22 protein-coding genes and 1 riboswitch are annotated in these 26355 nt (G+C 65.9%); of the genes, 13 read left to right on the forward strand and 9 right to left on the reverse strand.

The genetic code is table 11. The features are described from left to right. Nucleotides 1-56: 56 nt before the first annotated feature. Nucleotides 57-980 (reverse strand): bifunctional methylenetetrahydrofolate dehydrogenase/methenyltetrahydrofolate cyclohydrolase FolD, encoded by a 924-nt coding sequence (gene folD / locus ACZZZD_RS02320; protein WP_463432284.1) that lies wholly within the window; start codon nt 978-980, stop codon nt 57-59. A 77-nt stretch (nt 981-1057) separates the two neighbouring features. Between folD and ACZZZD_RS02325 the strand changes: the two genes are divergently transcribed. The 3 genes from ACZZZD_RS02325 to ACZZZD_RS02335 all read left to right on the forward strand — a co-directional run bounded on the left by ACZZZD_RS02325 (nt 1058) and on the right by ACZZZD_RS02335 (nt 4787). Then, nucleotides 1058-2962: a PPC domain-containing protein gene (locus tag ACZZZD_RS02325; protein ID WP_463432286.1), complete on the forward strand. Its 1905-nt coding sequence runs from the start codon at nt 1058-1060 to the stop codon at nt 2960-2962. Between the two features lie 4 nt (nt 2963-2966). Then, the gene (gene fni, locus ACZZZD_RS02330; RefSeq protein WP_463432288.1) at nt 2967-3998 is read left to right on the forward strand and encodes a type 2 isopentenyl-diphosphate Delta-isomerase; all 1032 of its coding nucleotides are present in this window, start codon (nt 2967-2969) and stop codon (nt 3996-3998) included. Between the two features lie 43 nt (nt 3999-4041). Next, nucleotides 4042-4211: riboswitch (yybP-ykoY riboswitch) on the forward strand. A gap of 3 nt (nt 4212-4214) precedes the next feature. Then, nucleotides 4215-4787, forward strand: coding sequence for a manganese efflux pump MntP (locus ACZZZD_RS02335; RefSeq protein WP_463432290.1), 573 nt, complete (start codon nt 4215-4217; stop codon nt 4785-4787). Nucleotides 4788-4793: 6 nt separating this feature from the next. Here ACZZZD_RS02335 and hutH read toward each other — a convergent pair whose 3' ends face one another. Genes hutH through hutG form a run of 4 tightly spaced genes read right to left on the reverse strand, consistent with a single transcriptional unit; the run spans nt 4794 to nt 9739 of the window. Further along, nucleotides 4794-6320, reverse strand: coding sequence for a histidine ammonia-lyase (gene hutH, locus ACZZZD_RS02340; protein ID WP_463432292.1), 1527 nt, complete (start codon nt 6318-6320; stop codon nt 4794-4796). 41 nt (nt 6321-6361) lie between these two features. Next, complete coding sequence (locus tag ACZZZD_RS02345) at nt 6362-7210, reverse strand: bile acid:sodium symporter family protein (RefSeq protein WP_463432294.1); 849 nt, start codon at nt 7208-7210, stop codon at nt 6362-6364. Nucleotides 7211-7262: 52 nt separating this feature from the next. Further along, nucleotides 7263-8924 carry a urocanate hydratase gene (gene hutU, locus ACZZZD_RS02350; RefSeq protein ID WP_463432296.1) on the reverse strand — a complete coding sequence of 554 codons (1662 nt, stop codon included), beginning with the start codon at nt 8922-8924 and terminating at the stop codon, nt 7263-7265. Then, complete coding sequence (gene hutG / locus ACZZZD_RS02355; protein ID WP_463432298.1) at nt 8921-9739, reverse strand: N-formylglutamate deformylase; 819 nt, start codon at nt 9737-9739, stop codon at nt 8921-8923. The genes hutU and hutG overlap by 4 nt, the downstream gene beginning before the upstream one ends. Nucleotides 9740-9817: 78 nt before the next feature. On the opposite strand from hutG, the gene ACZZZD_RS02360 reads away from it, so the two are divergent. The 4 genes from ACZZZD_RS02360 to ACZZZD_RS02375 are packed head-to-tail and all read left to right on the forward strand — an operon-like array spanning nt 9818 to nt 16548. Beyond that, complete coding sequence (locus tag ACZZZD_RS02360; RefSeq protein WP_463432300.1) at nt 9818-11194, forward strand: formimidoylglutamate deiminase; 1377 nt, start codon at nt 9818-9820, stop codon at nt 11192-11194. Further along, nucleotides 11191-11904 (forward strand): histidine utilization repressor, encoded by a 714-nt coding sequence (hutC, locus tag ACZZZD_RS02365; RefSeq protein ID WP_463432302.1) that lies wholly within the window; start codon nt 11191-11193, stop codon nt 11902-11904. Before ACZZZD_RS02360 ends, hutC begins: the two co-directional genes overlap by 4 nt. Next, entirely contained in the window at nt 11901-13112 is a 1212-nt protein-coding gene (gene hutI, locus ACZZZD_RS02370; protein ID WP_463432304.1) for an imidazolonepropionase, read from the forward strand. The genes hutC and hutI overlap by 4 nt, the downstream gene beginning before the upstream one ends. Nucleotides 13113-13149: 37 nt before the next feature. Then, entirely contained in the window at nt 13150-16548 is a 3399-nt protein-coding gene (locus ACZZZD_RS02375; RefSeq protein ID WP_463432306.1) for a class I SAM-dependent DNA methyltransferase, read from the forward strand. Nucleotides 16549-16551: 3 nt separating this feature from the next. Here the strand turns inward: ACZZZD_RS02375 and ACZZZD_RS02380 are convergent, their stop codons facing one another. Together ACZZZD_RS02380 and ACZZZD_RS02385 are read right to left on the reverse strand one after the other, a co-directional pair. Continuing rightward, nucleotides 16552-16929: a response regulator gene (locus ACZZZD_RS02380; protein ID WP_463432308.1), complete on the reverse strand. Its 378-nt coding sequence runs from the start codon at nt 16927-16929 to the stop codon at nt 16552-16554. Nucleotides 16930-17035: 106 nt separating this feature from the next. Continuing rightward, nucleotides 17036-18466, reverse strand: a complete 1431-nt coding sequence (locus ACZZZD_RS02385; RefSeq protein WP_463432310.1) for a PAS domain-containing sensor histidine kinase — start codon at nt 18464-18466, stop codon at nt 17036-17038. Nucleotides 18467-18553: 87 nt separating this feature from the next. Between ACZZZD_RS02385 and ACZZZD_RS02390 the strand changes: the two genes are divergently transcribed. Then, a complete protein-coding gene (locus ACZZZD_RS02390; protein ID WP_463432312.1) occupies nt 18554-20074 on the forward strand; it encodes a carboxylesterase/lipase family protein in 1521 nt (506 codons plus the stop codon). A gap of 5 nt (nt 20075-20079) precedes the next feature. On the opposite strand, the gene gor is transcribed toward ACZZZD_RS02390, so the two are convergent. After that, on the reverse strand, nt 20080-21462 hold the full coding sequence (gene gor / locus ACZZZD_RS02395) for a glutathione-disulfide reductase (protein WP_463432314.1): 1383 nt from the start codon (nt 21460-21462) through the stop codon (nt 20080-20082). Between the two features lie 244 nt (nt 21463-21706). Between gor and ACZZZD_RS02400 the strand changes: the two genes are divergently transcribed. From ACZZZD_RS02400 to ACZZZD_RS02420, 5 genes are all read left to right on the forward strand, one after another. Next, nucleotides 21707-22045: a DUF3088 family protein gene (locus ACZZZD_RS02400; RefSeq protein WP_463432316.1), complete on the forward strand. Its 339-nt coding sequence runs from the start codon at nt 21707-21709 to the stop codon at nt 22043-22045. Between the two features lie 9 nt (nt 22046-22054). Further along, complete coding sequence (locus tag ACZZZD_RS02405) at nt 22055-22321, forward strand: DUF1467 family protein (protein ID WP_463432318.1); 267 nt, start codon at nt 22055-22057, stop codon at nt 22319-22321. A 77-nt stretch (nt 22322-22398) separates the two neighbouring features. Next, on the forward strand, nt 22399-23715 hold the full coding sequence (gene proS / locus ACZZZD_RS02410; protein ID WP_159851141.1) for a proline--tRNA ligase: 1317 nt from the start codon (nt 22399-22401) through the stop codon (nt 23713-23715). After that, a complete protein-coding gene (locus ACZZZD_RS02415; protein WP_463432321.1) occupies nt 23712-24998 on the forward strand; it encodes a lipoprotein-releasing ABC transporter permease subunit in 1287 nt (428 codons plus the stop codon). Before proS ends, ACZZZD_RS02415 begins: the two co-directional genes overlap by 4 nt. Next, entirely contained in the window at nt 24991-25695 is a 705-nt protein-coding gene (locus tag ACZZZD_RS02420) for an ABC transporter ATP-binding protein (protein WP_463432323.1), read from the forward strand. The genes ACZZZD_RS02415 and ACZZZD_RS02420 overlap by 8 nt, the downstream gene beginning before the upstream one ends. Here the strand turns inward: ACZZZD_RS02420 and msrA are convergent, their stop codons facing one another. After that, nucleotides 25696-26322, reverse strand: coding sequence for a peptide-methionine (S)-S-oxide reductase MsrA (gene msrA, locus ACZZZD_RS02425; protein ID WP_463432325.1), 627 nt, complete (start codon nt 26320-26322; stop codon nt 25696-25698). Between the last annotated feature and the right edge of the window lie 33 nt (nt 26323-26355).

Below are 26355 nucleotides of genomic sequence, written 5' to 3' on the forward strand. Positions count from 1 at the left end.
CTCCCAGTCGGCGATAGCGCCGTCTGGCGGGACTATTCACCGGCCCTTTGAATGCATCAAGCGTCCAATGGCTCCGGTTCGATATTGTTGATGCGGCAGGCGGCCGAATAGGTGTTGGCCAGCAGACAGGCGATGGTCATGGGGCCGACGCCGCCCGGCACAGGGGTGATGCGACCGGCGACCTCGACCGCCTCCTTGAAGGCCACGTCGCCGACGACGCGCGTCTTGCCCTCGGCGGCCTTGACGGGATCGGCCGAGGGGACGCGGTTAATGCCCACGTCGATGACGGTGGCTCCCGGCTTGATCCAGTCGCCCTTGATCATCTCGGGACGACCGACGGCGGCGACCAGGATATCTGCGCGACGGCACACGTCGGGCAGGTCGCGCGTGCGCGAATGGGCGACGGTGACGGTGCAGCTCTCGCCGAGCAGAAGCTGGGCCATCGGCTTGCCGACGATGTTGGAGCGGCCGACGATCACGGCGTTCAGACCCGACAGGTCGCCCAACTGATCCTTGAGCAGCATCAGACAGCCTAGCGGGGTGCAGGGGACCAGGCCCGGCAGGCCGACGGCTAAACGCCCCGCATTGACGACATGGAAGCCGTCAACGTCCTTGTCCGGAGAAATGGCGTCCAGCACCACCGAGGCGTCGATGTGGTTGGGTAGGGGCAGCTGCACCAGTATGCCGTGGATGCCCGGGTCTGCATTCAACTGGGCGATCAGGGCCAGCAGCTCGTCCTGGCTGGTCGTGTCAGCCAGACGGTGGGTGTCGGACCGCATCCCGGCGCGCAGGGTCGTCTCGCCCTTGTTGCGCACATAGATCTGGCTGGCGGGATCTTCACCGACGATGACGACGGCCAGGCCGGGTTTGACGCCGTGTGCGCTCTCAAGTCGGGCTACGGCCGCGCCGACGCGCTCCACCAGGGCGACCGAAAAGGCCTTGCCGTCGATCAGGGTCGCAGGCGTGGATTGGGCCGACATGGCAGCTCCGTCTGGCGGTAAATCAGGATGGCGGCGATTTACAGCCGTCACGGTTCGGCGTCTATGATCCGCGTCCAATGCTGGAGGAATTCATAAATCGTCCGTCTCTTGCCGCCGCTGTCAGCACCGTCGCCCTTCTGTGGGCCGCCACGCCGGCTTTGGCCCAGGACGCCCAGCCCTTGCGAATTGGCGCGACGGTAAACGGCGCCCTAACGGGCAACGACGGCAAGGCGGCGGACGACGAATATCGCTATGATGACTATCGGTTCGACGCACGCGCAGGCCAGCGGCTGGAGGCCATTCTGAGGTCCGACGCCTTCGACGCTTTTCTGGCGATCTATGCGGAAGGCGCCGAGGGTGAGCCGCTGGCGACCGACGACGACGGGCTGGAAGAAGGCACGGATGCCCGGCTGCGCTTCACGCCCGAGCGGGCCGGCGCCTATGTCCTGCGGGCCAGGACGCTGAGCGGGCTGGACGGCGGCGACTATCGCCTGTCGTTGCAGGAACGGCCGGCCGCGCCGCGTGCGCCGCGGGCCGGCGGAATCCGCCTTGGCGCGACCCAGAGCGGCGAACTGACCGCCCGTGATCCTGAGCAGGAGGATGGCGGCCGCTATGACGCCTACGCCTTCCGGGCCAACGCCGGGGACCGGTTCGTCGTGACCCTGGATTCCAGCGCCTTCGATCCCCTGGTGCGGGTCGGGCGGATGAACGGTCCCGATTTCGTCGAGATCAGCTCCAACGACGATGCGCCTGGCGGCGGGCTGAACTCGCGCCTGACTTTCACGGCGCCGACGGCCGGCGAATACATCATCCGCGCAACCTCGCTGGAAGACGGCCTGGGTCGGTATGAGGTGGGTCTGGCCGAGGCGCCGCCCGCCCCGCCGTCCAAGCCGATCGCCGTGGGCGACGAGATCAAGGGCGAGCTGGGTTCGGACAGCGCCACCAACGACAATGGCCAGCGCGCCGAGACCTATCGCTTCACCGGCACGAACGGCCAGCGCGTCGCCATCGAGATGAAGTCCAGCGACTTCGACGCCTATCTGACCCTGCGTCGCGCGTCGGACGATTCCGTGCTGGCCGAGGATGACGACGGCGCCGGATCGGGCACCGATTCCCGCATCGCCCGCACCCTGGACGCCGACGGCGACTATATCATCGAGGCGCGCGGCTTCAGCGACGAGGCCGAAGGCGACTATACGTTGAAGCTGACCGAAACCGCGCCGCCGCCTCCGCCCACGCCGGCGACATTCGGGCAGAAGGTCGAAGGCGAGATCACGGACGAGGACCCCCAGGGCGACGACGGCAAACGCTATGACGCCTATGTCTTCAGCGGGACGGAGGGGCAGCGCGTCCAGGCGATCCTGCGCTCGGGCGATTTCGACGCCTATCTGGAGATCGGCGAGGCTGGCGATACGTTTGAGGCTCTGGCCAGCGACGACGACGGCCTGGCGGAAGGCACGGATTCGCGCCTGAACTTCACCCTGCCGTCGGCTGGCGACTATGTGGTGCGGGCCTCGCCGCTGAGCGCGGACGGCAAGGGGCTGTATTCGCTCGAACTGCTGGATCGCGGGCCGGAGCCCAAGCCAGGCAGCCTGCTGGTTGGTGGAACTGTGCGCGGAACCCTGTCCAACAGCGCGGCCCTCAGCGACGAAGGAGCCTATTTCGACGCTTACCGGTTCCAGGCCAAGAAGGATGAGAAGCTGCGGATCACCATGGTTTCGAACGCCTTCGATTCCTTCATCGATCTGGGCCGGGTCGATGACGATGGCGACTTCTCCAGCCTGGCGACCGATGACGACAGCCTGTCGGACGCCCACGCCAAGCTGGATTGGACCGCGCCGGACGACGGCTGGTATCTGGTCCGCGCCCGCGCCTATGGCCCCAACCAGACGGGCGCTTACGCCCTGACGGTCGAGCGCCAGCCCGCCGGCGCATCGACTGTCGCGCACGATGAGGCGCCGGTCGTCGTGACGCCGAAATAGGGCGATGACCGACGCCGCCCCGCCGAACCGCAAGGACCAGCACCTGGACGTGGTGCTGGCCGGGCGCGGCAGGCACGCTCGCGATGCAGGCTTCGACCGCGTGCATTTCGTCCATGAGGCGTTGCCCGACCTCGATCACGACAAGATCGACCTGGGCGCCGACTTCCTGGGCCGGCGGTTGAAGTCGCCATTGCTGATCAGCGCCATGACTGGCGGACCGACGCGGGCCGAGGCGATCAATGCGCGCCTGGCCGAGGCGGCCCAGCATTTGGGCATCGCCTTGGCGGTCGGCTCCCAGCGCGCGGCGGTCGAGGGTGGAGCGGCAGGCGGCCTGGACCGGACGCTGCGTCGTCGGGCCCCGGACACCTTCATCCTGTCCAACATCGGGGCCGCCCAGCTGACGCGGGGCTTCGGTTTGGACGAGGCCCGGCGAGCGGTCGAGATGATCGACGCCGACGCCCTGGTCGTTCACCTCAACCCGCTGCAGGAGGCCTGTCAGCCCGAGGGAGATCGCGACTGGTGGGGCGTCGGGGCGGCGCTGGAGGCCCTGGTCCTCAAGCTGGAGGTTCCGGTCGTCGTCAAGGAGACCGGCGCGGGCCTGTCTGGACGCACGGCGCGGCGGCTGGTGGACATGGGCGTGGCCGCTGTGGACGTCGCCGGAGCCGGTGGTTCGAACTGGGGGCTGGTCGAGGGCGAACGCGCTGCGGATCCGGCGGAAAAGGCCCACGCCGCCATCTTTGCCGACTGGGGCACGCCCACGGCTCATGCTCTAGTGGATGTCAGGCGCGCCTGCCCGGAGGCCGTCATCATCGGATCGGGCGGAGTACGCAACGGGCTGGACGTCGCCAAGGCGATTCGTCTCGGCGCGGACGTGGCGGGACAGGCCGCGGGGGTGTTGGCGGCGGCGACGCTCTCGACCGAGGCCGTCTTGGATCATTTTCAGCTGGTCATTCGACAGCTGAGAACCGTCTGTTTCTGCACCAACTCCGCCAATCTGGCGGCCCTGAGACGGGCGCCGCTGCAACCCTTTGACTGACCTGCGCGGTTGCCAACGCGTCGGCTCGGCGTGTAGAGGACCGCCTCCTGTTGGGGAGTAGCTTCCGACGTTCGTCGTCGGGATCGCGTCAACATACTCGCGTTTCGACGCGTGGCGCGATCAGCGGACAAGCACCGCCTAGCGAGACCAGCGCGTTCCACCGCCGCGACCGGCCGGGGTGGGGCCGCTGTCACGCGTTCGGTCGAGTGCTGTGTCATGACCCCAGGCGCCATCGCCATCCTGTCACTCAGCATGTCCACGGACGCCTTTGCGGCCGCCGTCGGACGCGGGGCGTCGCATAGACCGGCCGTCAAGGACGCCATCAAGGCCGGGCTGGTGTTCGGCGTCATCGAGGCGATCACGCCTCTGATCGGTTGGGGGCTAGGGCTTGTTGCGGCGGGTTTGGTCGCACAGATCGACCACTGGATCGCCTTCACGCTTCTGCTGATCGTCGGCGGCAAGATGATCTGGGAAGGCGCCAAGCCGCGAGATGCGCAAGACGCCGCCGCGCCGCGCCGGACCGGCCGCTGGGCTCTGATCGCCACCGCCGTCGGCACCAGCATCGACGCGGCGGCCGTCGGCGTGGGCCTGGCCTTTATCGGGGTGAACATCTGGGTGATCGCCGCCTCGATCGGCTTCACCACCTTCGTCCTGACGACCATCGGCATGCTGATCGGCAAGGCCGTTGGAACCCGGTTCGGCAAGACCGCCGAGATTATCGGCGGCGTCGCCCTGATCGGCCTGGGCACGGTGATTCTGCTGGAGCACCTGGGTATTCTGGGCGGTTGATTCCCGTCAGGCGGAGGGCAGCAGGTCGCCGGCGAAGGCCCGATAGCGACCGGCGCGCACGCCATCGGTCGCACGGGCGATATCCGGCGCGAAATAATGGTCGCTGGCGTAGGGGGCGGCGGCCTCGCGTACGATGGCGAACACCTGCTCCAGAACCGGCGAGCTGGTCAGGGGGCGGTGGAACTCCAGCCCCTGCGCCGCCGCTAGCAGTTCGATGCCCACCACCGTCGCCGCGTTCTCGGCCATGTCGAGCAGGCGCCGCGCGCCGTGGGTGGCCATGGAGACGTGGTCCTCCTGATTTGCGCTGGTGGGGACGGTGTCCACGCTGCATGGGTGGGCGACCATCCGGTTTTCGGCGATCAGCGCGGCGGCGGTCACCTGGGCGATCATGAAGCCGGAGTTCAGGCCGCTTTCCTTGACCAGGAAGGCAGGTAGCTCGCTCATCTTTGGATCAACCAGGATCGATGTGCGGCGTTCAGAGATATTGCCGATCTCGCACAGGGCCATGGCGATCTGATCGGCAGCGAAAGCAACGGGTTCGGCGTGGAAGTTCCCGCCCGAGATCACATCACCGTCCTTGATGAAGACCAGCGGATTGTCGGTTACAGCGTTGGCCTCACGTTCCAACGTGGCGGCGGCGGTGTTCAGCACATCCAGAATCGCGCCCATGACCTGAGGCTGGCAGCGCAGGGAATAGGGATCCTGCACCTTGGCGCAGTCGTCGCGGTGGCTGTCGCGGATGGCCGAGTTGGTCATCAACTCGCGAAGGCGGTCGGCGACGGCGATCTGGCCCGGCTGACCGCGCAGAGCATGGATGCGTGGATCGAACGGGGCGTCCGAGCCTTTCAGCGCATCGACCGACAGGGCGCCGGCCGCGATGCCGGCGGCGAACACCGCCTCGGTCGCGAACAAGCCCGCCAGTGCCAGAGCCGTCGAACACTGGGTGCCGTTCAATAGGGCCAGGCCTTCCTTGGGGCCCAGCGTCAGGGGTGAAAGGCCGACCTTGGCCAGGGCCGCCTCGGCCTCCAGCGTCTCGCCGTTCAACCGTGCCTCGCCCACGCCGATCAGGACGCAGGACATATGGGCCAAGGGCGCCAGGTCGCCCGAGGCGCCGACCGATCCCTTCGACGGGATGCAGGGCAAGACGTTGGCGTTGACCAAGGCGACCAGGGCCTCCAGCGTCTCGCGTCGGATGCCCGAGGCGCCCCGCGACAGGCTGGCGATCTTCAGCACCATCAAAAGACGCGTCACCGCATCGGGCAGCAGCGGCCCGACACCGCAGGCGTGGCTCAGCACCAGATTGCGCTGCAGCGTCTCCAGGTCACCCGGCGCGATGGAGGTATTGGCCAGCAGGCCGAAGCCGGTGTTGACGCCATAGACGGTGCGACCCTCGGCTACGATGGCGGCGATGACCGCTGCGCCCTTTTCCACATCGGCCCATGCGGTGGGGGTCAATCCAACCGTAACGGGGCCGTCGAGCACGGCACGCAGTTGGGCCAGGGAGAGAGGGGATTGGCCTAGGATAAGTGTCATGTCTGCTTCTGTCTGTCCCTGAGGGGAACGATAAATCTGGATCAGCCGGGGCGTCGTGTGATCCACAGTCCGAACAGCGCCGCGATCGGGAACATCAGCACGCCATAGACGGCGGCGGGCAGCGACATCTCGGGCCGCCCCAGCACGCCCTGGGAAATCACGATGGCGAGGGTGGCGTTGTGGATGCCGACTTCGAAGGCGCTGGCTACCGCCTGGGTTTTCTCGATCTTCAGCAGGCGCGGAACGACATAGCCGACCGTCAGGCTGAGGCCGCAGAAGACGGTCGCAATCCCTCCCAGCAGCAGGACGTTGGAGGCCAGCAGATCGAAGCTGCTGGCCGCCGCTCCTGCGATCACAAGGACAAGGATGGCCACAGAGGCGATGCGGACAGGCTTGTCCATGGCGCTGGCGAAGCCCGGCTTCAGCGCCCGCACGGTCATGCCCAGCGCGACCGGCGCGAGAACAATCAGGAACACCTCCAGCGTCTTGCGGAACTGTAGCCCGACGCTGAGGTCGCCTGGCTGGAACCAGGCGATGGCCAGGTTGGTGATGACCGGCAGGGTGACGACGGCGATGACCGAGTTGATCGCCGTCAGAGAAATGTTCAGCGCCACATCGCCCCGAAACAGGTGGCTATAGAGGTTGGCGGTCGTGCCGCCGGGCGAGGCCGCCAGCAGCAGCATCCCTACCGCCAGGATGGGCGGCAGTCGGAACAGAAGCACCAGGGCGAAACAGAGCGCCGGCAGTAGCAGCAACTGGCAACCCAGGGCGACGGCGGCCGCCTTGGGCTGCTTGGCCACGCGCACGAAGTCAGCGGGCGTCAGATCTAGCCCGAGGCCGAACATGATGACCCCGAGAGCCAAGGGCAGGGCGACGGCGGCGAATTCCATGCGGCTTTCCTCGAAGGCGTGGCGGGCCGTGGATCAGCCCTGAAACATGGGGTCAGGCGAGACTGGGAAGGTTCAGACCATGCTCGCGCGCGGCCTCTTTGGCGATCTCGTAGCCCGCGTCGGCGTGTCGCATGACGCCGGTGGCCGGGTCGTTCCACAGCACCCGCTCCAGCCGTCTGGCGGCTTCTGACGTGCCGTCTGCCACGATGACGACGCCCGAGTGCTGGGAATAGCCCATGCCGACCCCGCCGCCATGGTGCAGCGACACCCAGCTGGCGCCAGACGCCGTGTTCAGCAGAGCGTTCAGCAGCGGCCAGTCGGACACGGCGTCGGAACCGTCCACCATGGCCTCGGTCTCGCGGTTCGGGCTGGCGACGGATCCGCTGTCCAGATGATCGCGACCGATGACGATGGGGCCGGACAGTTCGCCGGACGCCACCATGTCGTTGAACATCAGGCCGGCGCGGTGGCGATCACCCAATCCGATCCAGCAGATACGGGCTGGAAGGCCTTGAAATGCAATGCGCTCGCCCGCCATGTCCAGCCAGCGGTGCAGGCCGGCGTTGTCGGGGAACAGCCGCTTCATGGCGGCGTCGGTCTTTCGGATATCGTCTGGATCGCCGGTGAGGGCGGCCCAGCGGAACGGTCCGATCCCACGGCAGAACAGCGGGCGGATATAGGCCGGGACGAAGCCGGGGAAGTCGAAGGCGTTGGTGACGCCCGCGTCGAAGGCGACCTGGCGGATGTTGTTGCCATAGTCGGTCGTCGGCACGCCCATCGCCTGGAAGGCCAGCATCGCATTGACGTGTTTGATGATGGACGTGCGCGCGGCGGCTGCGACGCTGTCGGGATCGCTGACGCGCTTGTCTTCCCACTCGGCGACCGTCCAGCCGGAGGGCAGATAGCCGTTGATCAGGTCGTGGGCGCTGGTCTGGTCGGTGACCAGATCGGGACGGACGCCGCGCCTGGCCATCTCAGGCAGGACGTCCGCTGCATTGCCCAACAGGCCGACAGATATCGGGTTTCCCGTTCGGCGGGCGTCTTCGATCAAGACCAAAGCGTCGTCCAGCGTCTCGGCCATGACGTCGAGGTAACGGGTCTTCAGCCGCATCTCGATCCGGCTGCGCTGGCATTCGATGGCCAGGCAGGAGGCGCCGGCCATGGTCGCCGCCAGGGTCTGGGCGCCGCCCATGCCGCCAAGGCCCGCCGTCAGGATCCATTTGCCTGACCAGTCGCCGCCGTGATGCTGACGACCGGCCTCCATGAAGGTCTCGTAGGTGCCTTGGACGATGCCCTGGGTGCCGATGTAGATCCACGACCCGGCCGTCATCTGGCCGTACATCATCAGGCCCTTGCGATCGAGTTCGTTGAAATGCTCCCAGGTCGCCCATTTGGGCACCAGGTTGGAGTTGGCGATCAGGACGCGCGGAGCGTCGGCGTGGGTGCGGAAGACGCCGACCGGCTTGCCCGACTGAACCAGCAGGGTCTCGTCGGCTCCCAGCGTCTGCAGGGTCTCGACGATCTTGTCGAACGCCACCCAGTCACGCGCCGCCTTGCCGATGCCGCCATAGACGACCAGGTCCTGGGGCCGCTCGGCCACCTCGGGGTCGAGATTGTTCATCAGCATCCGCATGGCCGCCTCGGCGGCCCAGGTCTTGGCCGTCTTTTCGGGTCCGCGCGGGCTGCGGACGATCCGGGCGTTGGGCGTGTTCATCTTTGGCTCTTCGCAAAATCGATGCAGGCGGTCAGGACGCGGCGCAGATGGCCGCGCATCGGTTCGGCGCGTTCCGGCTCGTAGGCGCTGGGCCAGTTGTCGGGCGACACCGGCCCGGCGGGATCGAGGATGTAGCCCCGGTCCGCCAGTTCCATCTGGATGGCGTGGATGCCCGTTTCGGGCCGGCCATAGTGGCGCGTTGTCCATCCGCCCTTGAACCGGCCATTGACGACCAGACTGGCGCCGCTGACGGCGCAGGCGGCTTCGACGGCCTGGCTCAGTTCCCTTGCGCAGGTCGTGCCGTCGTTGTCGCCGATATTGAACTGGGGCAGTTCGCCCTCGAACAGGCGCGGCACCACCGAACGGATCGAATGGGCGTCGTAGAGGACGACTGGCCCTTGGCTGCTCAGCCGGTCCAACTGGCTCTGCAGGGCGGCATGATAGGGGGCGAACCAAGTCGCGCGTCGCTGGGCGATCTCGGCCGCGTCGGGTTCCTGACCCGCCCGATACAGCGGCTCGCCGTCGAAGGTTTCGGTGGGGCAGAGGCCGGTCGTGGTCATGCCGGGATAGAGGGAGACGCCCGACGGGTCGCGGTTTACGTCGATGACGCTGCGGGACACGCCGGTGCGCACCAGCGTCGCGCCCATATCGACGGCGAAATCGTACAGCCGGTCCACCCACCAGTCGGCGTCCTTGCGCGCGAGCCAGGGAGAGGTCATCCGCGCCTCGATGGCGGCCGGGATATCCGTCCCTGTGTGCGGCAGGCCAATCACCAACGGCGCCGGACCCTCATGCACGGTCAGCCAGTCCTGCATCCGTTCAACCCTCCCTCGCCAAATCGATCCATCGTGGTATGTCTAGACATATTGATCGTAATCAAACGGACCTGTCCAGTGACCCTTCAGCCGCCGCCTGTGGATCGCACCCTCTGGTTCGAGGCGGCCCTGCTGCCGGACGGCTGGGCGCGCGATGTCCGCATCGGCGTGGCGGACGGGCGGATCGTCAGTCTCGAAGCGGGCGTGGCCCGCATCGGTAGTGATGAGGGCGGCGGCGTCGCCTTGCCTGGCGTCGCCAATGTCCACAGCCATGCCTTCCAGAGAGCCATGGCAGGTCTGACTGAGGCGCGCGGGCCTTCCGACGACGACTTCTGGACCTGGCGCGAACTGATGTACCGCTTCCTCGACCGGGGCGGGCCAGAAGAGATCGAGGCCATCACCGCCCTGGCCTTCATGGAGATGCTGGAGGGCGGCTTCACCCGCGTCGCCGAGTTCCACTATCTGCATAACGCCCCGTCAGGCGCCGCCTACGCGGATCGGGCCGAGATCGCCGCGCGCATCGTGGCGGCGGCGCGGGCGACGGGGATCGCCCTGACCATGCTGCCGGTCTTCTACGCCCATGCCGGGTTCGGCGGGCAGCCGCCGTCGCATGGACAGCGGCGCTTCATCAACGATCTGGACGGGTTCGCAGATCTGGTCGCGCGGTGCCGGACTCTGACCGCCGATCTGCCTGACGCCGTGGTCGGCGTGGCCCCGCACAGCCTGCGGGCTGTCAGCCCGGACGAGCTGGCGGCCATGCCGGCGCTGGCGGGCGACCGACCGATCCATATCCATGTCGCGGAACAGACCAAGGAGGTGGCGGACTGCCTAGCCTGGTCGGGGGCGAGGCCGGTCGAATGGCTGCTGGCCAATGCGCCGGTCGATCCACGCTGGTGCCTGATCCACTCGACCCATGTGACCGAGACCGAATGGCGCGGCGTGGTTGAACGCGGCGCAGTCGTCGGCCTGTGCCCCATAACCGAGGCCAATCTGGGCGACGGGGTCTTTCCGGCGGCCGAGTTCACGCGGGCTGGCGGCCGGTTCGGCATCGGCACAGATTCCAACGTCCAGATCGGCGTAGCTGAAGAGTTGCGGATGCTGGAATACAGCCAGCGGCTGGCGCTGCGCGGGCGCGCCGTCATGGCGGATGCGAAGCGCTCGACGGGCCGCGCCCTGTTCGACCATGCGTTGGCGGGCGGCGCTCAGGCGACAGGTGCGTCATCGGGTCTGTACGTCGGCGCATCGGCGGATCTGGTGTCGCTCGATACCAGCGGCATGGCCTTCGCCGGACGTTCGGGCGATGCGTTGCTCGATAGCTGGATCTTCGGTGCGCCGACGGGCTCGATTTCGTCGGTCTGGCGTGCTGGGCGCGAGGTCGTGAAGAACGGCCGCCACATCGCGCGGGACGCCGTCGAGGCGCGATATCGCAAGGCGCTGGCGACGGTGCTGGGATGAGCCTGCATCGTCGCATCTACGCCGATATTGAGGGGCGCATCCTGTCCGGCGATCTGTCGCCCGGCGACCGGATTCCGTTCGAACATGAACTGACCGAACGCTACGGCTGCTCGCGTATGACCGTGTCCAAGGCCATTTCCGAATTGGCGGGCCGGGGGCTGGTCACGCGTCGGCGTCGAGCCGGCACTTTCGTCGCCCAGCCCAAGGCGCATGCCGCCGTCTTGGCCATTCCCGACCTGCGGGCCGAGGTGATCGAGCGGGGGCAGGCTTACGGCTATGTTCTTCTGGAGCGAACCGAACGCCAACCGGAGGGCGCGGAAGAAATCGAACTGGCGTCGGACGGTCGTCTGCTGGACCTGACCTGTCTGCACAGCGCCGACGGCGCACCGCTGGCGCTGGAGCATCGGCTGATCGCCCTGGGCGCAGCGCCTCAAGCCATAGACGTTGATTTCCAAACGGTTCCGCCGGGAAGCTGGCTGCTGGACTCGGCACCCTGGACCGAGGCCGAGAACCGCATCTCTGCCATCGCGGCTGACACCCGCGCCGCACGCCTGCTGGAACTCAAACCGGGCGCGGCCTGCCTGTGCGTCGAGCGGCGGACATGGCGCGACGGGCAGGGGGTGACGCGGGTCTGGCAGACCTTCCCCGGCGACCGCTACGATCTGGTGGCGCGTTTCTCGTCAGCCCACTCAAAGGAGCCCCGCCGATGAAGGCCGACCGTCTGCTGCTCGACTGTCACGTCGCCACCATGGTCGACGGACCGGTCCCCTACGGCGCCATCCAGGATGCCGCTGTGGTGATCGCCGACGGCCGGATCGCCTGGGTGGGGCCGCACGCCGATCTGCCCGCCGTGGATGCGGCCGAAACCGAGCGGCTGGACGGGCGCTGGATCACGCCGGGCTTGATCGACTGCCATACGCACCTGGTGTTCGGCGGCGACCGCTCAGCCGAGTTCGAGCAGCGGCTGGGCGGCGCGACATACGAAGAGATCGCGCGTGCGGGTGGCGGCATCGTCTCCTCGGTCAAGGCAACGCGTGCGGCATCGGAAGACGACCTGTTCGCGTCTGCCATGACGCGATTGGCGGGGCTGAAGGCCACTGGCGTGACGACCGTCGAGATTAAGTCGGGCTATGGCCTGGATCGCGAGACGGAACTGAAGATGTTGCGCGTCGCGCGCCGCATAGGGCGCGGGGGCGGGCTGCGCGTCCGCACCAGCTATCTCGGCCTGCATGCCGTGCCGCCCGAGTATCGCGAAGATCGCGCCGCCTATGTCGATTTGGCCATCGACGACGTCCTGCCCGCCGCCCATGCCGAAGGCCTGGTCGACGCGGTAGACGCCTATTGTGAACCCATCGCCTTCTCCACCGAAGAGGTGTCGCGCCTGTTCGACAAGGCGCGCGCTCTGGGCCTGCCGGTGAAGCTGCATGCCGACCAGTTGTCGAACGGCGGCGGCGCGGCGCTGGCGGCGCGCTATCAAGCGCTGTCTGCGGACCACATCGAACATGCGACCGAGCAAGGCGTCGCCGCCATGGCCGCCGCCGGCGTCGTCGCGGTTCTCTTGCCCGGCGCCTATCTGATGCTGCGCGAGACCCAGGCGCCGCCCATCGATCTGCTGCGTCGCCACGGCGTGCGTATGGCGATCGCCACCGACTGCAACCCCGGCACCTCGCCCGTGGCCTCCATGACCGCCGCACTGAACCTCGCCTGCGTCCAGTTCCGTCTGACCCCCGAAGAAGCTCTGGCCGGCGCGACGCGAGAAGCGGCGCGTGCGCTTGGGATGCTGGACGAGATCGGCACCGTCGAACTGGGCAAGGCGGCGGACCTTGCGGTCTGGGACGTCTCTCGTCCGGCGGAGCTTTGCTACTGGCTAGGCAAGCCAATGTGCTCCACCCGCTACAGAAATGGAACGCCCGTATAGATTGCATTTCTACGAGAAATAATCCTAGATTGTTTCTATGGCGGGAGAACAATCAGACCAGGTCGAGGCCTTTATCGCTCATTGGTCCGCTGTACCGATCAGCGAGCGAGCCCATTATCAGACCTTCATCATCCAGCTGTGCAGGCTGATCGGCGCGCCCGCGCCGGACGATGAGAAGACGGGGGATCTGGACTACTGCTTCGAGCGGCCGGTCAAATTCCGGCATGATAATGGGTCGATCACCACAGGATCGATCGACTGCGCCAAGCGAGGCTGTTTCGTGCTCGAGGCCAAGCAGTCGCCCAAGCGAGGCGATGGCGGACCGCTGGATCCCGCAGCGCAACTGGCGCTATTTGCGAAACCTACCGCCAAGTGTCGTGCGCCGTCGCGAGAGGCGCTTGATCGCGTCATGCGCATCGCGAAACGCCAGGCGGAAAACTACGCCAAAGCCTTGGACGAATGGCCGCCGTTCCTGATCACTGTGGACGTCGGCAGGTCCATAGAACTGTGGTCCGACTTCGCGCGGCAAGGCAAAATCTACGCGCCGTTCCCCGACCGGGCGCGGTATCGCAACACTCTGGATCAGTTGCGTTCGTCCGAGGTCCGTGAGCGGCTGCGCCGGGTGTGGACTGATCCAATGTCGCTCGATCCGGCGGTGCGGTCGGCGGCGGTGACGACGGAGATTGCGACGTCTCTGGCATGGTTGGTGAGGTCGATCAACGGTCGGCGTCATGTTGGACTCGGGCGGGTCGACCGCGCCGCCCAGGCCAGCAAGACTGCGCGTTTTGTCATGCAATGCATCTTCGCCATGTTCGCGGATAGCGTCGGGCTGATCAGACGACGCAGCTTTTTGGAATTGCTCGAAACCTATGAGGGTACAGCGGAGCAACTCCATAATGGTGCGCGGTCACTGTTCGTGGCGATGGACCAAGGCGGTTATTGCGTCGCCACCCACCAATCCGTTCGTCGGTTCAACGGCGGCCTGTACAAAAACGTCGAGGCGTTGCCGATCACCGAAGATGAGTTGTCAGCACTGATTGCGGCAGCGAAATGCGACTGGACCGATGTGGAGCCGGCCATTTTCGGAACCCTGCTGGAGCAGGCGCTTGATCCATCCGAGCGGGCCGAACTGGGCGCGCACTATACCCCTCGCGCCTATGTCGAGCGACTGATCGAACCGACGATCATGGAGCCGTTGCGCGCGGACTGGGAAGCTGTCGAAGGCGAGGCCGTGAATGACTTTGTACAGGGCGACGTCATCAACGCGCGCCGTCGTCTTCACGCCTTTCATAAGCAGCTGTGCAAGACGCGTGTACTGGATCCCGCCTGCGGCACCGGCAACTTTCTCTATGTCGCCATGAGAATGATGAAGGAGCTGGAGGAGGAGGTCTTCAGCGCGCTTGGGGAAATGGGCGACCATCAGGGCGTTCTGGCGTTCCAGGGTCAAGTCGTCAGTCCCGAGCAATTCTATGGGCTCGAAAAGAACGCTAACGCCGCCTGGATTGCGGAGATGGTCATGTGGATCGGCCATCTGCAATGGCACTTTCGGGTGTCCGGCGCCCCCATGCCGTCGGAGCCCATACTCAAGAACTTTCGGACCATTCGACAGGCTGACGCCCTGATTGAGTACTCGCGTGTCGAAATGGCGTCTTGGCGGGAGAGCGCCGAGCGAGAGGCCGTGCGCTACATCGATCCACGCCCGACTCCATGGCCTGAGGTGGATTTCATCATTGGCAATCCGCCCTTCATCGGCGGCAAGGATCTCCGACGCGAACTGGGCGATGGTTATGTCGACGCCTTGAGCGCCATTCGAGGCGGACGCTTCCTCTCGGCGGATTTCGTCACCGCCTGGTGGGATCGCGCGGCTGATATTCTGACCCAACCCGATACGATCCTGCGACGGTTCGGATTCATCACCACCAACTCAATCACTCAGACATTTTCACGCCGTGTGCTGGAGCATCACCTCGGCAAACGGCCGCCGATCAGGCTCGTTTTCGCGATTGCGGACCATCCCTGGGCGAAGGGCGTGGGCTGCGCCGACGTCAGGATCGCCATGTCCGTCGCCGAGCGTGGCGGGCCGGACGGGCAGGGGCGCTGGTTAAAGATCAGGGATGCCGACGCCACGATGTTCGAAGAGCGGCATGGCGACATTGGTGCGGACCTTATGCTGGACAGCCGGTTGACGCGGGTACGACAGCTCAAGGCCAACGCCGGTTTGGCCTATCGTGGTGTTCAACTTATGGGGGCGGGCTTTCAGGTTACTCCCGAGAGAGCGAACGCTCTCCTGACCGGTTCTGACTCTCAAGCGCCGTCGCCGATTCGAGATTATCGCAACGGTCGCGATCTAGCGGACCGATCGCGTGGGCTGCAGGTGATCGACTTCTTCGGCTGGGCCGAGGGCGAGGTGCGTCGCCGACATCCACTAATTTTCCAGCATCTTTTGGAGACGGTGAAGCCGGATCGGGATCGCAACAACAGGGCGACCTATCGCGATAACTGGTGGATTTTCGGCGAGCCGCGCCGAGATCTTCGCGACGCCTTGGACGGGCTGAACCGCTACATCGTCACGGTCGAAACCGCCAAACATCGCTGGTTCCGCTTCATGGATGCTTCAACGCTATCGGACAACAAGCTCGTGGTGATCGCCATTGATGATCCGGTTGTGCTTGGGGTCCTGTCGTCGCGCCAGCATCGCGCCTGGTTCGCCGCGAACGCGGGCCGTATTGGCGAGTACGCCCACGAGGCGGTCTATGTGAAAGGCGTCTGCTTCGATGCCTTTCCGTTTCCTGATCTAAATGGCGCGTTGGCGGCGGAAATCGGCGTTCTGGCCGAAGAACTGGATGCAGTGAGGGCCGACGTGCTTCGCAACAGCGACGCCCTGACCATGACCGGACTTTACAACGCCAGAGCGCGGATGGGTCAGGCAGATGGATTGTCCACTGCCGAACGCATGGTTCATGACAAGGGGCGTATCGGTATCATCGACCATCTGCACCAGCGCCTCGATCGCCTGGTGTCCCGCGCCTATGGCTGGCCCGACGACTTAGCCGACGATCAGATCGTCTCGCGTCTGATCGAACTGAACCAGGCCAGGGCCGATCAAGAGGCGCAGGGTGATATTCGCTTTTTGCGGCCAGCCTATCGGACCGGCAAGGTTCGACAGGGTTCAGCGACACCGACGCAGCCGGTTCTGCCGCCATCGCGGGAAAAGGCGATCCTGCCGGAGGAACCAGGCGTTCTGGCGTCCAGACTCCTCGCCATCCTTCGCAGACAGGGAATTCCCATGTCGCCCATCGACCTGATTGATGAGTTCGCCGGAAGTCGGCCGCGCGCCAAACGTCTGATTACCCACACCCTTAAGGTGCTGGCGGTCGCAGGCTCGGTGCAACTGACCGAATCCGGCTGGTTCGCGCCCCGGCGAATGCCGAGCTAGGGCTCAGGCTTGTGCGACGCCAATGGCCTTCATCAGGGCGTCGCGGATGGCGGCTTCGGTGAAGGGCTTCTGGATGGTGGCTTGGCCGCGCCATTCTTCGGGCAGGCCGCCTTCGCCGTAGCCGGTCGAAAACACGAAGGGTACGCCGCGCGCCTTCAGCACCTCGGCGACGGGGAAGACCTGTCGGCCGGCGACGTTGACATCCAGCAAGGCGGCGTCGAGGTCGGCCGTATCGCGGGCCAGGGTCTCGCCGTCGTCAATATTGGACGCCGGGCCGACGGGAATGCATTCCATGTCTTCCAGGATCGTCTCGAGGAGCATCGCGACGAGGGATTCATCCTCGACGATCAGGACGCGGCGGCCGGTCAGGGGTTGGGTCATCGTGCGGCCGTCCTGTCGAGTGGAACCGTCAGTTCCGCAATCAATCCATCAGGGGCGTAGACCAGATCGATCTCGCCCGCCAGATCATGGCGAATGTTTCGTTCAATCAAACGGCTACCGAAACCTCTTCTGTCCGGAACCGTAACTTTCGGACCACCCATTTCGCGCCAGACGAGTTCAATTTCAGCGCCCGCTGATCGGCGAGCGCCCAATCGATCATGACGCGACCGTCGGCGTTGTGAAGCGCCCCGTATTTGGCGGCGTTCGTCGCCAGTTCGTGGAAGATCATCCCGAGCGACAGGACCACGGCGGGTTCCAGCGCCACAGGGGGGCCGTTCAGGCTGATGCGGGTCGGACCGTAGGCTTCGGTTTCATGTTCGAGAATGGCCCGCAAATCCGCGCCTTCCCAATGACTTTGCGTCAGCAGGTTGTGGGTATGAGAAAGCGCCATGATCCGCGATTGGAACGTTTCCGCAAAGCTGGCGGGATCGATGTTGGATCGAGCGGTTTGGATCGCGATCGATTGGACCGTGGCCAGGGTGTTCTTCACCCGGTGGTTCAATTCGTCGATCATCAATTTCTGGCGCTGGGCTGCCTGGACGTTTTCGGTGATGTCATGGCCCTGCACGAAGATGCCAACCATGGCTCCAGCTTCGTCGCGAATCGGCTGGTAGATAAAGTTGAGATGAACCGTTTCCAACAGCCCCTCGGGCGTCCGCCGAAGCTGCACCATGCTGTCGCGGCCTTCATAGGGCTCGCCAGTGGCGAAGACAGTGTCCAGCAAGTCGTAGAAGCCTTGCCCTTCCAGTTCGGGCAGGGCGTCGCGCACGGATTTGCCAGCGATTTCACGGTGGCCGATCAACTGTCCATAGGCGGCGTTGTGCATCTGGAACCGGTGCTCAGGCCCAGACAGGATGGCGACGAAGCCGGGCGCCTGCATGAACATTTCGACGAGGCGGTTGCGTTCGGTCTCCAGGCGACGATTGTCTTCCTGCACCGACTGGGCGCGACGCAGGACCGAGCCGCCGATGATCGCATCGAGCGCGGTGGTCGGCTCGTCCGGCCGGGTCGGAGGCGACAGGTCGGTCACGTCCATGGTGTGTTGGAGCAGCATCACCACATCGCCGTCGTTGTTCAGGATCGGCGTGTGAGTGGCGCTCCAGATCCGTTCTTCGAAAACATTCACTCCGCCGGTCGATGGACGGGGCATCGAAAAGCGAACGAGGGCGAGATCATCTCGCTGCCGGGTGTCGCGGGCTTTTTCCAATGAGGCGCGGACCTGACGCACGTTTTCGGGCGCCTCGGACCCTGGCCCCGAATCAAAGGCGGCGAACAGCGGCTGGCCAACGACTTCGCCGCGCTTTGCGCCGGTCACGTCCATATAGGCTTGGTTGACGTCCACGATCCGTAGGTCCGGCGTGAGCAGGACATAGGAGTTCGGCGAGGCCGCAAAGGCCGCGCCGAAATCGACGGCCGTGTCGCCTGTTTTGACCTGATCCTGCAACGCTTGCCCCGTACCCACTTCGCCGTAACGCATAATGTTGGAAAGGGTTCGACGCCGTACAGTTGTCAACTGTGATCGCAATGTCATTGGCCTGAACGCAGGATTTGCTAATCAGCGCTGATGACAATCGCCGGCGTCTTCGCCACCCTCTCGCTCATGATGGCGCCTGCAGCCGACCAGCCCACCGTCCGCATTCAGCAGGGCGTCCTGATCGGACGCGCCGATGCCGACGTGGCCACGTTCAAGAACATTCCCTACGCCGCGCCGCCGACGGCCGAGCGACGTTGGCGTCCGCCGGGCGCCGCGCCGACCTGGCAGGGACAGCGCGACGCTAGCGCCTATGGGCCGCTGTGCATGCAGGCGCCGCCCAGCGGCGATCCGGGCGTCGGTCCTCTGCCGATGAGCGAGGACTGCCTGAACCTGAACGTCTGGCGGCCGGTGGGCACGCGCCAGCCGGCGCCGGTCATGGTGTGGATCCATGGCGGCGGGCTGGTCAACGGGTCGGGGACGGCTCAGTTGTATGACGGCACGACCCTGGCCAAGCGCGGCGTCGTCGTGGTGACGCTGAACTATCGGCTGGGGCGGCTGGGATTCTTCGACCACCCGGCGCTGGCGGCCGAGCGGCCGGCGGGCGAGGCGGCGGGCAACTATGGCCTGATGGATGTGACGGCGGCGCTGAAATGGGTGCGTGCCAATATCGCGGACTTCGGCGGCGATCCCGAGAACGTCACGATCTTTGGCGAGTCGGCGGGCGGGGCCATCGTGACGCGGCTTATGATCTCGCCGCCGGCGCGGGGCCTGTTCGACCGGGCCGTGGTGCAGTCGGGCCTGGGGCGCGAGTTGCAGACGCCGCTGGACAAGAAGGGACCGCACGGCTCCCCGTCAGCGCGCGAGCGGGGTGAGGTCTGGGCCTTTGGCGCCGGTCTGAGGACCGCCGCCGATCTGCGCGCCGCGCCCGCCGACATGTTCCTGACCCCGCCGCCGGTCTTCGCCAACGGCGACCTGACGCTGATCGACGGGCGCATTGTGCCGTCTACGGTCGAGGCGGCCTTCAAGGCGGGACGGCAAGCGCCGGTTCCGCTGATCATCGGGACGAACAGCGCCGAGTTCTGGTGGATGCGACCCACGGACCGCAATGGTTATGGCCAGATCGACGACGACATGACCTGGCTGGAGCGGGCCGACGCGGTCCAGGCCTACGGCGGGCTGGAGGCGTTCGACAAGCTGGCCATCACGGACATGGTCTTCTCCGAGCCGGCGCGGATGCTGGCGCGGCTGCATAACAGGGCCGGTCATCCGGCCTGGATCTATCGGTTCGACATCTCGTCGCCGCAGAACCCCGAGCCGCATGGCGGCGCGACCCACGCGATCGAGCGACCCTATGTGTTCGGCACACTGAACACCCTGCCGTATCCGGTCGAGGATCGCGATCGCAAGGCGTCGGAGGCCATGATCGGATACTGGACCGCCTTCGCGCGTTCAGGCGACCCCAATGGCGTCGGCCGGGTCGAGTGGCCGCGCGCCAGGGCAGGGGACACCCGACTGATGAACTTCGGCAATGCCGGGCCGACGGTGACGCCGGTTCCGTTTAGCGCGCGGCTGGACCTGCTGGAACGGTTCCGCGACCGGCCCCGGCCGTAAGGGCGTCAGCCGGCCGAGGTGGCGTTCGACTGCTTCTCCTTCAGGGTGACCAGTTCCTCGGCCATGGTCGGGTGGACAGCGCAGGTGGCGTCCCATTGGGCCTTGGTCAGGCCGGCCTTCACGGCGATGGCGGCCAACTGGATCATCTCCGGGCTGTCGGGGCCGACGATGTGGACGCCGACGACGCGCTGGCTGTCGGCGTCGACCACCAACTTCATCAGCACCCGCTCGTCCGAGCCGGTGAAGGCGTATTTCATCGGACGGAAGCGGGTGACGTAGACGTCCACCCCCTTGGAGCATGACCGGCGCGCCTCGGCCTCGCTGAGGCCCACGACGCCGACCGGCGGCTGGCTGAAAACGGCGGTGGCCACGGCTTCATAGTCGAAGTGCTGGGGATTGTCGCGATAGACGGTCTGGTGGAAGGCGACGGCTTCGCGGATGGCGACGGGCGTCAGGTTCATCCGGTCAGTGACATCACCGATAGCCCAGATGTTGTCGGCCGTGGTCTTCGAATACGGATCGACCTTGATCGCGCCCTCGTCGTTCAACTCGACGCCGGCGGCTTCCAGGCCCAGGTCCTTGACGTGGGGGATGCGGCCGGTGGCGAACATCACCACGTCGGCTTCCAGCTTCATGCCATTCTCCAGATGATTGACCAGTCCGGTGGCGGTCTTCTCAATCTTCTCATGCTGGCAGCCCAGCACGACCTTGATGCCACGCTTCTCGATCTCGCCAGCCAGGTGCGCGCGCACGTCGTCGTCGAAGCCGCGCAGGATGTTGGGGCCGCGATAGATCAGGGTGGTCTCGACGCCGAGGCCGGCGAAGATGCCCGCGAATTCCACCGCAATATAGCCGCCGCCCGCGATCAGGATGCGCTTGGGCAGTTCCGGCAGATGGAAGGCTTCTTCCGAGGTGATCGCGTGTCCGATGCCCGGCATATCCTCCGGCTTCCACGGGCGGCCGCCCGTGGCGATCAGGATTTTCTCAGCCGTGATGGTGCGGTTCTTGCCGACAATCTCGACCGTATGGGCGTCCTTGAGGACGGCGCGGCCGTGGACCAGTTCGACCCCGGCTTTGCCCAGGTTGGCGGCGTAGATGCCCGACAGGCGGGCGATCTCGACGTCCTTGGCCTCCAGGAAGGTGGGCCAGTCGAACCTGGCATTGTCGAAGGACCAGCCGTAGCCCTCGGCGATCTCCAGCGCGTGGCTGACTTCCGACGCCATGACCATGAACTTCTTGGGCACGCAGCCACGAATGACGCAGGTGCCGCCGACCCGGTACTCCTCGGCGACCGCGACCTTCTTGCCATCCAGCGCCGTCAGCCGCGCCGCCCGCACCCCGCCCGAACCGGCGCCGATGACGAAGAGGTCGTAGTCGTAGTCGGCCATGTTGCGGATTCCGTTCAGCAAGGCTTGGCATTTAAGCCTCGCCGCGCGAAATCCAAGAGGCCCGGCCTGCGCAGGCGTCTACAAGTCCTTCAGCGCGGATCGAAGCCGTGCGCGTATCCGACCTCCGCCAAGCTGCGCCCGATAGGCGCTGATGCGATCAGAGCGTCGAACGCGTGATCCAGGCGTCGGACTGGGGTGAAATAGCGGTCGCGACAGAGGCGGTAGTTCCGCTATATCCACGCCGATGGCCGAGCGACTCTTCTTATTGAACCCCGACTGGCATGACGATCAGGGCGGTCCCTTGTTCTGTCCGGCCGGCGCCTATGTCGAGGGCGTGCTGGCCTTCTATCCGCAACTGCGTGACGCGCTGGATTTGGTCTATCTGGATCACGCCCGCCCGCGCCCGCCCGTGATCTATCAGGTGGGTGAGGCGCATCAAGGCTGTCCCATCCTGATCCTGGACGGCGAACTGGATTGGCCCGACGCGCAGGTCAGCGAGACGACCGGCCGGCGCTTCCTTCAGGATCACGCCATCGCTCCCTATCTGGCGGCCCGCTACGGCGTCGGCCGGCCGCATCCCTAGAGGTCCGTCATGCCCATCGGCGTCTTCACCATGGTCGGCATCTACATCATCGCCTGGTGGACGGTGCTGTTCGCCGTGCTGCCGCTGGGCACATCGCGCGAGACGCACGAGCCGCCGACGGACGGGACCCAGTGGGGCGCGCCCACGACGCCAAATCTGAAGAAGAAGTTCCTGACGACCACCTGGGTCTCGGCCCTGCTCTGGATATTCATCATGGTGCTGATCTTCACCGGCTGGCTGCCCTTGCCGAACTTCGCCAACGGACCGGCCGTCTAAACCGCAACCCGGCCTAGCTTTCGCCCCGGTCGAGCGGCTAAAGCCTTGTTCCGTCTCTACGCCTAGGATTTCCGATCATGCGCCTGTCGCGCTTTTTCCTGCCCACGCTGAAGGAAGCCCCTTCGGACGCCCAGATCGTCTCGCACCAGCTGATGCTGCGCGCCGGCATGATCAAGCAGGAGGCCGCCGGCATCTATGCTTGGCTGCCGCTTGGCCTGAAGGTGCTGCGCAAGGTCGAGCAGATCGTGCGCGAGGAGCAGATGCGCGCAGGCGCTGTCGAACTGCTGATGCCGACCCTGCAACTGGCCGACCTGTGGCGCGAGAGCGGCCGCTATGACGCTTACGGTCCCGAGATGCTGCGCATCACCGACCGGCACGAGCGCGAACTGCTTTACGGGCCGACCAACGAGGAGATGATCACCGACATCTTCCGGGCCTATGTGAAGTCCTACAAGTCGCTGCCGCTGAACCTGTTTCACATCCAGTGGAAGTTCCGCGACGAGCGTCGGCCCCGGTTCGGCGTGATGCGCGGCCGCGAGTTCCTGATGAAGGACGCCTATTCCTTCGACGTGGATGAGGCGTCTGCGCGCGTCGCTTACAACCGCATGTTCACGGCCTATCTGAACACCTTCGCCCGCATGGGCCTCAAGGCTGTGCCCATGCGCGCCGACACCGGCCCGATCGGCGGCGACCTGAGCCATGAGTTCATCGTCCTGGCCGAAACCGGCGAGAGCGAGGTCTTCTGCGACCGCAAGCTGGTCGAGATGGCCCCTCCCGGTCACGACCTCGACGCCGAGGCGCTGCAGGCCGTGTTCGACGAGCGCACGGCCCTGTACGCCGCGACCGAGGAAATGCACGACGCGGCCCAGTTCGAGGCCCAGACCGCCGAGGGCGACCGTCTGTCGGCGCGCGGCATCGAGGTCGGCCACATCTTCTATTTCGGCACCAAATACTCGGTCCCGATGAAGGCCAAGGTCGCCGGGCCGGACGGTCAGGACACCGAGGTCCACATGGGCAGCTATGGCGTCGGCGTATCGCGCCTGCTGGGCGCCATCATCGAGGCCAGCCACGACGCGGGCGGCATCATCTGGCCTGACGCCGTGGCCCCGTTCGACGTGGTCGTGATCAACCTGCGCGCCAATGACGAAGCCGTCTCCGCCGCCTGCGAGGACGCGGTGGCCCAGCTGGAGAAGCTCGGCAAGGACGTGCTGTACGACGACACCGACGAGCGTCCGGGCGGCAAGTTCGCCACCGCCGACCTTATCGGCGTGCCATGGCAGCTGACCATCGGTCCCAAGGGGCTGGCGGACGGCGTGGTCGAACTGAAGCGCCGCGCCACCGGCGAGAAGGTCTCTGTGCCCCTGGCCGAAGCCATCGAAAGGCTGACCGCTTGAGCCTGCCGTCCCGTCCGTCCGGCGCCTTCTCCTCGTGGGAGATCGGCCTGGCCCTCCGCTACTTGCGCGCCAAGCGCAAGGAGGGCGGCGTCGCCACCATCGCGGTGATCAGCTTCATCGGCATCATGCTGGCTGTCGCTGTCCTGATCAGCGTCATGAGCATCATGTCCGGCTTCCGCAGCGAATTGCTGGGCCGGATGCTGGCCTTCAACGGGCATATGTATGTGCAGGGCGCTGTCCTGACTTCGCCGGATCGCGAAGCTGCGCTGAAACGGATCCAGGCCGTTCCGGGCGTCGCCAGCGCCAGCCCGTTGAACGAGGCGCAAAGCCTGATCCGCGTCGGCAGCTATACGACGGGCGCCATCGCCAAGGGCATCCGTCCCGAAGACCTGGCCAAGACCCAATATGTGTTCGACAGCCTGACGCCGCAGGAGCGCGCCGGGTTCGGCAAGGGCCCCTACGGCGGCGATCGCATCCTGGTCGGCGCGGCCTTGGCCACCTCCATGGGGTTGCGGGTCGGTGATCCGGTGACCCTGTATTCGCCCACCGGCGCCGACAGCGCCTTCGGCAATCTGGGCGGTCTGGAGAAGACCTATTTCGTCGGCGGCCTGTTCCGCTCGGGCGCCGCCGATTACGACCGCGCCTTCATCTTCATGCCGCTGGAACAGCAGCAGCTCTTCTTCGGCAAGGAAGGCGTCTGGGACGCCATCGAGATCAAGGTCGACGATCCCGACCAGGTCGGCGCCCTGACCGCCGCCATTCGTGACGCGGCTGGGCCAGGCGCGGTCGTCAGCGACTGGCGCGAACGCCTCGCCGCCTTCTACGGGGCGCTGAAGGTCGAGCGGGTGGCGATGAGCATCATCCTGGGCCTGGTCGTCGCCATCGCCGCCATGAACATCATCTCCGGCATCGTCATGTTGGTGAAGAATAAGGGCCGCGATATCGCCATCCTGCGCACCATCGGCGCCAGTCCGTCGTCCATCCTGCGCGTCTTCTTCATGGCCGGCGCCATGATCGGCGTGGCAGGCACCATCGCCGGTCTGGTGCTGGGCCTGCTGTTCTGCTGGAACATCGGTCCCATCCAGCATTTCCTGGAGTTCGTGCTGCAGACCAAGCTGTTCGATTCCGACGTCTATATGCTGGACGCCATCCCCGCGCTGGTCGACCCGACGGATGTGGCCTGGGTGACCTTCTGGTCGCTGCTGATGAGCTGTATCGCCAGCCTGCCGCCGTCCTGGACCGCATCTCGCATCGATCCCGTGGAGGCGCTCCGCTATGAGTAAGGCTCCCATCCTGTCGGTGCGCGGCCTGACCCGCACCTATGACACCGCCCAGGGCGGCCTGACCGTTCTGAAGGGCGTCGATCTGGACGTGTTTCCTGGCGAGCTGGTCGGGCTGATCGGCCCGTCGGGCTCGGGCAAGTCGTCCCTGCTGCACGCCGCAGGCCTGTTGGAAAAACCGACCAGCGGCACGGTCGCCATCGACGGCGAACAGGTCGGAAATCTGGACGAGCGCGCGCGCACGCGCCTGCGTCTGGGCCGGATCGGCTTCGTCTATCAGTTCCACCATCTGCTGCCCGAGTTCGATGCACGCGACAACGTCGCCCTGCCGATGCGGATTGCGGGGGTGCCTCAGGACGAAGCCCGCAAACGCGCCGAGGTCACGCTGACGGCGCTTGGCCTGGGCGAACGGCTAACGCATCAGCCGGCGCAGTTGTCAGGCGGCGAGCAGCAGCGGGTCGCCATCGGCCGTGCGCTCGCCAACGGGCCGCGCCTGCTGCTGGCCGACGAGCCGACCGGCAACCTGGATCCGACCACCAGCCAGTCGGTGTTCGAAGCCCTGCGCGACCTGGCCAAGAACACCGGCGTCGCGGCCTTGATCGCCACCCACAACATGGAGCTGGCCGGCCATATGGACCGTGTCTTCGCCCTGAAGGACGGTCATCTGGAAGAGCGCGCGGCCCAGAGCCACGCCTACTGATCAACTGACGGCGGCGTCGCCCCAGATCGCCCGCAGGCGTTCGGGGCGGCGGCATCCGATCCGATAGGCCTGATAGCTAGCGGCGTGACGCTTGGCGTAGTTTTGATGCTCTTCGCCCGCTGGCCAGAAGCGCTGGGCGCCAACGACAGGCGTCGTGAAGCTCTTCTTCAGAACACGCATGGCGGCGTCCCGCGAGGTGACGGCGTCGGTGCGTTGGCCATCCGTGGCGAACACGGCTGAGCGGTAGGACGGCCCCTGGTCGCAGAATTGGCCGTTCGGGTCGGTTGGGTCGATTGTGCGCCAGTAACGATCGACCAGGGTGCGATAGGAAACCACGCGCGGATCGAAGGTGACCTGGACCGCTTCCATATGGCCGGTGCCGCCGCGCACGACCTGTTCATAGGTCGGATTGACGGTGTGTCCGCCGACGAAGCCCGACACGGCAGACCGGACGCCCGGAACGTCGTCGAACGCCTTTTCTTCCGACCAGAAACACCCACCGGCGAAGATGGCTGTTTGAAGCGTCGCCGCCGTCTGGGCCTCGGCGGGGCGGGGCAGAGGCGCGCCGAGCGCAAACGCTCCGATGGTCAGGGATGCGAGCGCGACAAGCGTGGTGCGAGTAGACATCGTGCGATCTCCGTTTCCACTCACTACGACGGC

It is taken from the genome of Brevundimonas sp. AC546, assembly GCF_979258305.1.

Bases quoted from the DNA above. Each gene is read 5' to 3' on its own strand.
- ACZZZD_RS02335 (WP_463432290.1), top strand. From the start codon at position 4,215: ATGACCCCAGGCGCCATCGCCATCCTGTCACTCAGCATGTCCACGGAC.
- hutH (WP_463432292.1), bottom strand. From the start codon at position 6,320: ATGACACTTATCCTAGGCCAATCCCCTCTCTCCCTGGCCCAACTGCGT.
- folD (WP_463432284.1), bottom strand. From the start codon at position 980: ATGTCGGCCCAATCCACGCCTGCGACCCTGATCGACGGCAAGGCCTTT.
- hutU (WP_463432296.1), bottom strand. From the start codon at position 8,924: ATGAACACGCCCAACGCCCGGATCGTCCGCAGCCCGCGCGGACCCGAA.
- ACZZZD_RS02400 (WP_463432316.1), top strand. From the start codon at position 21,707: ATGGCCGAGCGACTCTTCTTATTGAACCCCGACTGGCATGACGATCAG.
- hutG (WP_463432298.1), bottom strand. From the start codon at position 9,739: ATGCAGGACTGGCTGACCGTGCATGAGGGTCCGGCGCCGTTGGTGATT.
- hutI (WP_463432304.1), top strand. From the start codon at position 11,901: ATGAAGGCCGACCGTCTGCTGCTCGACTGTCACGTCGCCACCATGGTC.
- hutC (WP_463432302.1), top strand. From the start codon at position 11,191: ATGAGCCTGCATCGTCGCATCTACGCCGATATTGAGGGGCGCATCCTG.
- fni (WP_463432288.1), top strand. From the start codon at position 2,967: ATGACCGACGCCGCCCCGCCGAACCGCAAGGACCAGCACCTGGACGTG.
- proS (WP_159851141.1), top strand. From the start codon at position 22,399: ATGCGCCTGTCGCGCTTTTTCCTGCCCACGCTGAAGGAAGCCCCTTCG.
- ACZZZD_RS02325 (WP_463432286.1), top strand. From the start codon at position 1,058: ATGCTGGAGGAATTCATAAATCGTCCGTCTCTTGCCGCCGCTGTCAGC.
- ACZZZD_RS02375 (WP_463432306.1), top strand. From the start codon at position 13,150: ATGGCGGGAGAACAATCAGACCAGGTCGAGGCCTTTATCGCTCATTGG.
- ACZZZD_RS02385 (WP_463432310.1), bottom strand. From the start codon at position 18,466: ATGCGTTACGGCGAAGTGGGTACGGGGCAAGCGTTGCAGGATCAGGTC.
- ACZZZD_RS02380 (WP_463432308.1), bottom strand. From the start codon at position 16,929: ATGACCCAACCCCTGACCGGCCGCCGCGTCCTGATCGTCGAGGATGAA.
- gor (WP_463432314.1), bottom strand. From the start codon at position 21,462: ATGGCCGACTACGACTACGACCTCTTCGTCATCGGCGCCGGTTCGGGC.
- msrA (WP_463432325.1), bottom strand. From the start codon at position 26,322: ATGTCTACTCGCACCACGCTTGTCGCGCTCGCATCCCTGACCATCGGA.
- ACZZZD_RS02405 (WP_463432318.1), top strand. From the start codon at position 22,055: ATGCCCATCGGCGTCTTCACCATGGTCGGCATCTACATCATCGCCTGG.
- ACZZZD_RS02390 (WP_463432312.1), top strand. From the start codon at position 18,554: ATGACAATCGCCGGCGTCTTCGCCACCCTCTCGCTCATGATGGCGCCT.
- ACZZZD_RS02345 (WP_463432294.1), bottom strand. From the start codon at position 7,210: ATGGAATTCGCCGCCGTCGCCCTGCCCTTGGCTCTCGGGGTCATCATG.
- ACZZZD_RS02420 (WP_463432323.1), top strand. From the start codon at position 24,991: ATGAGTAAGGCTCCCATCCTGTCGGTGCGCGGCCTGACCCGCACCTAT.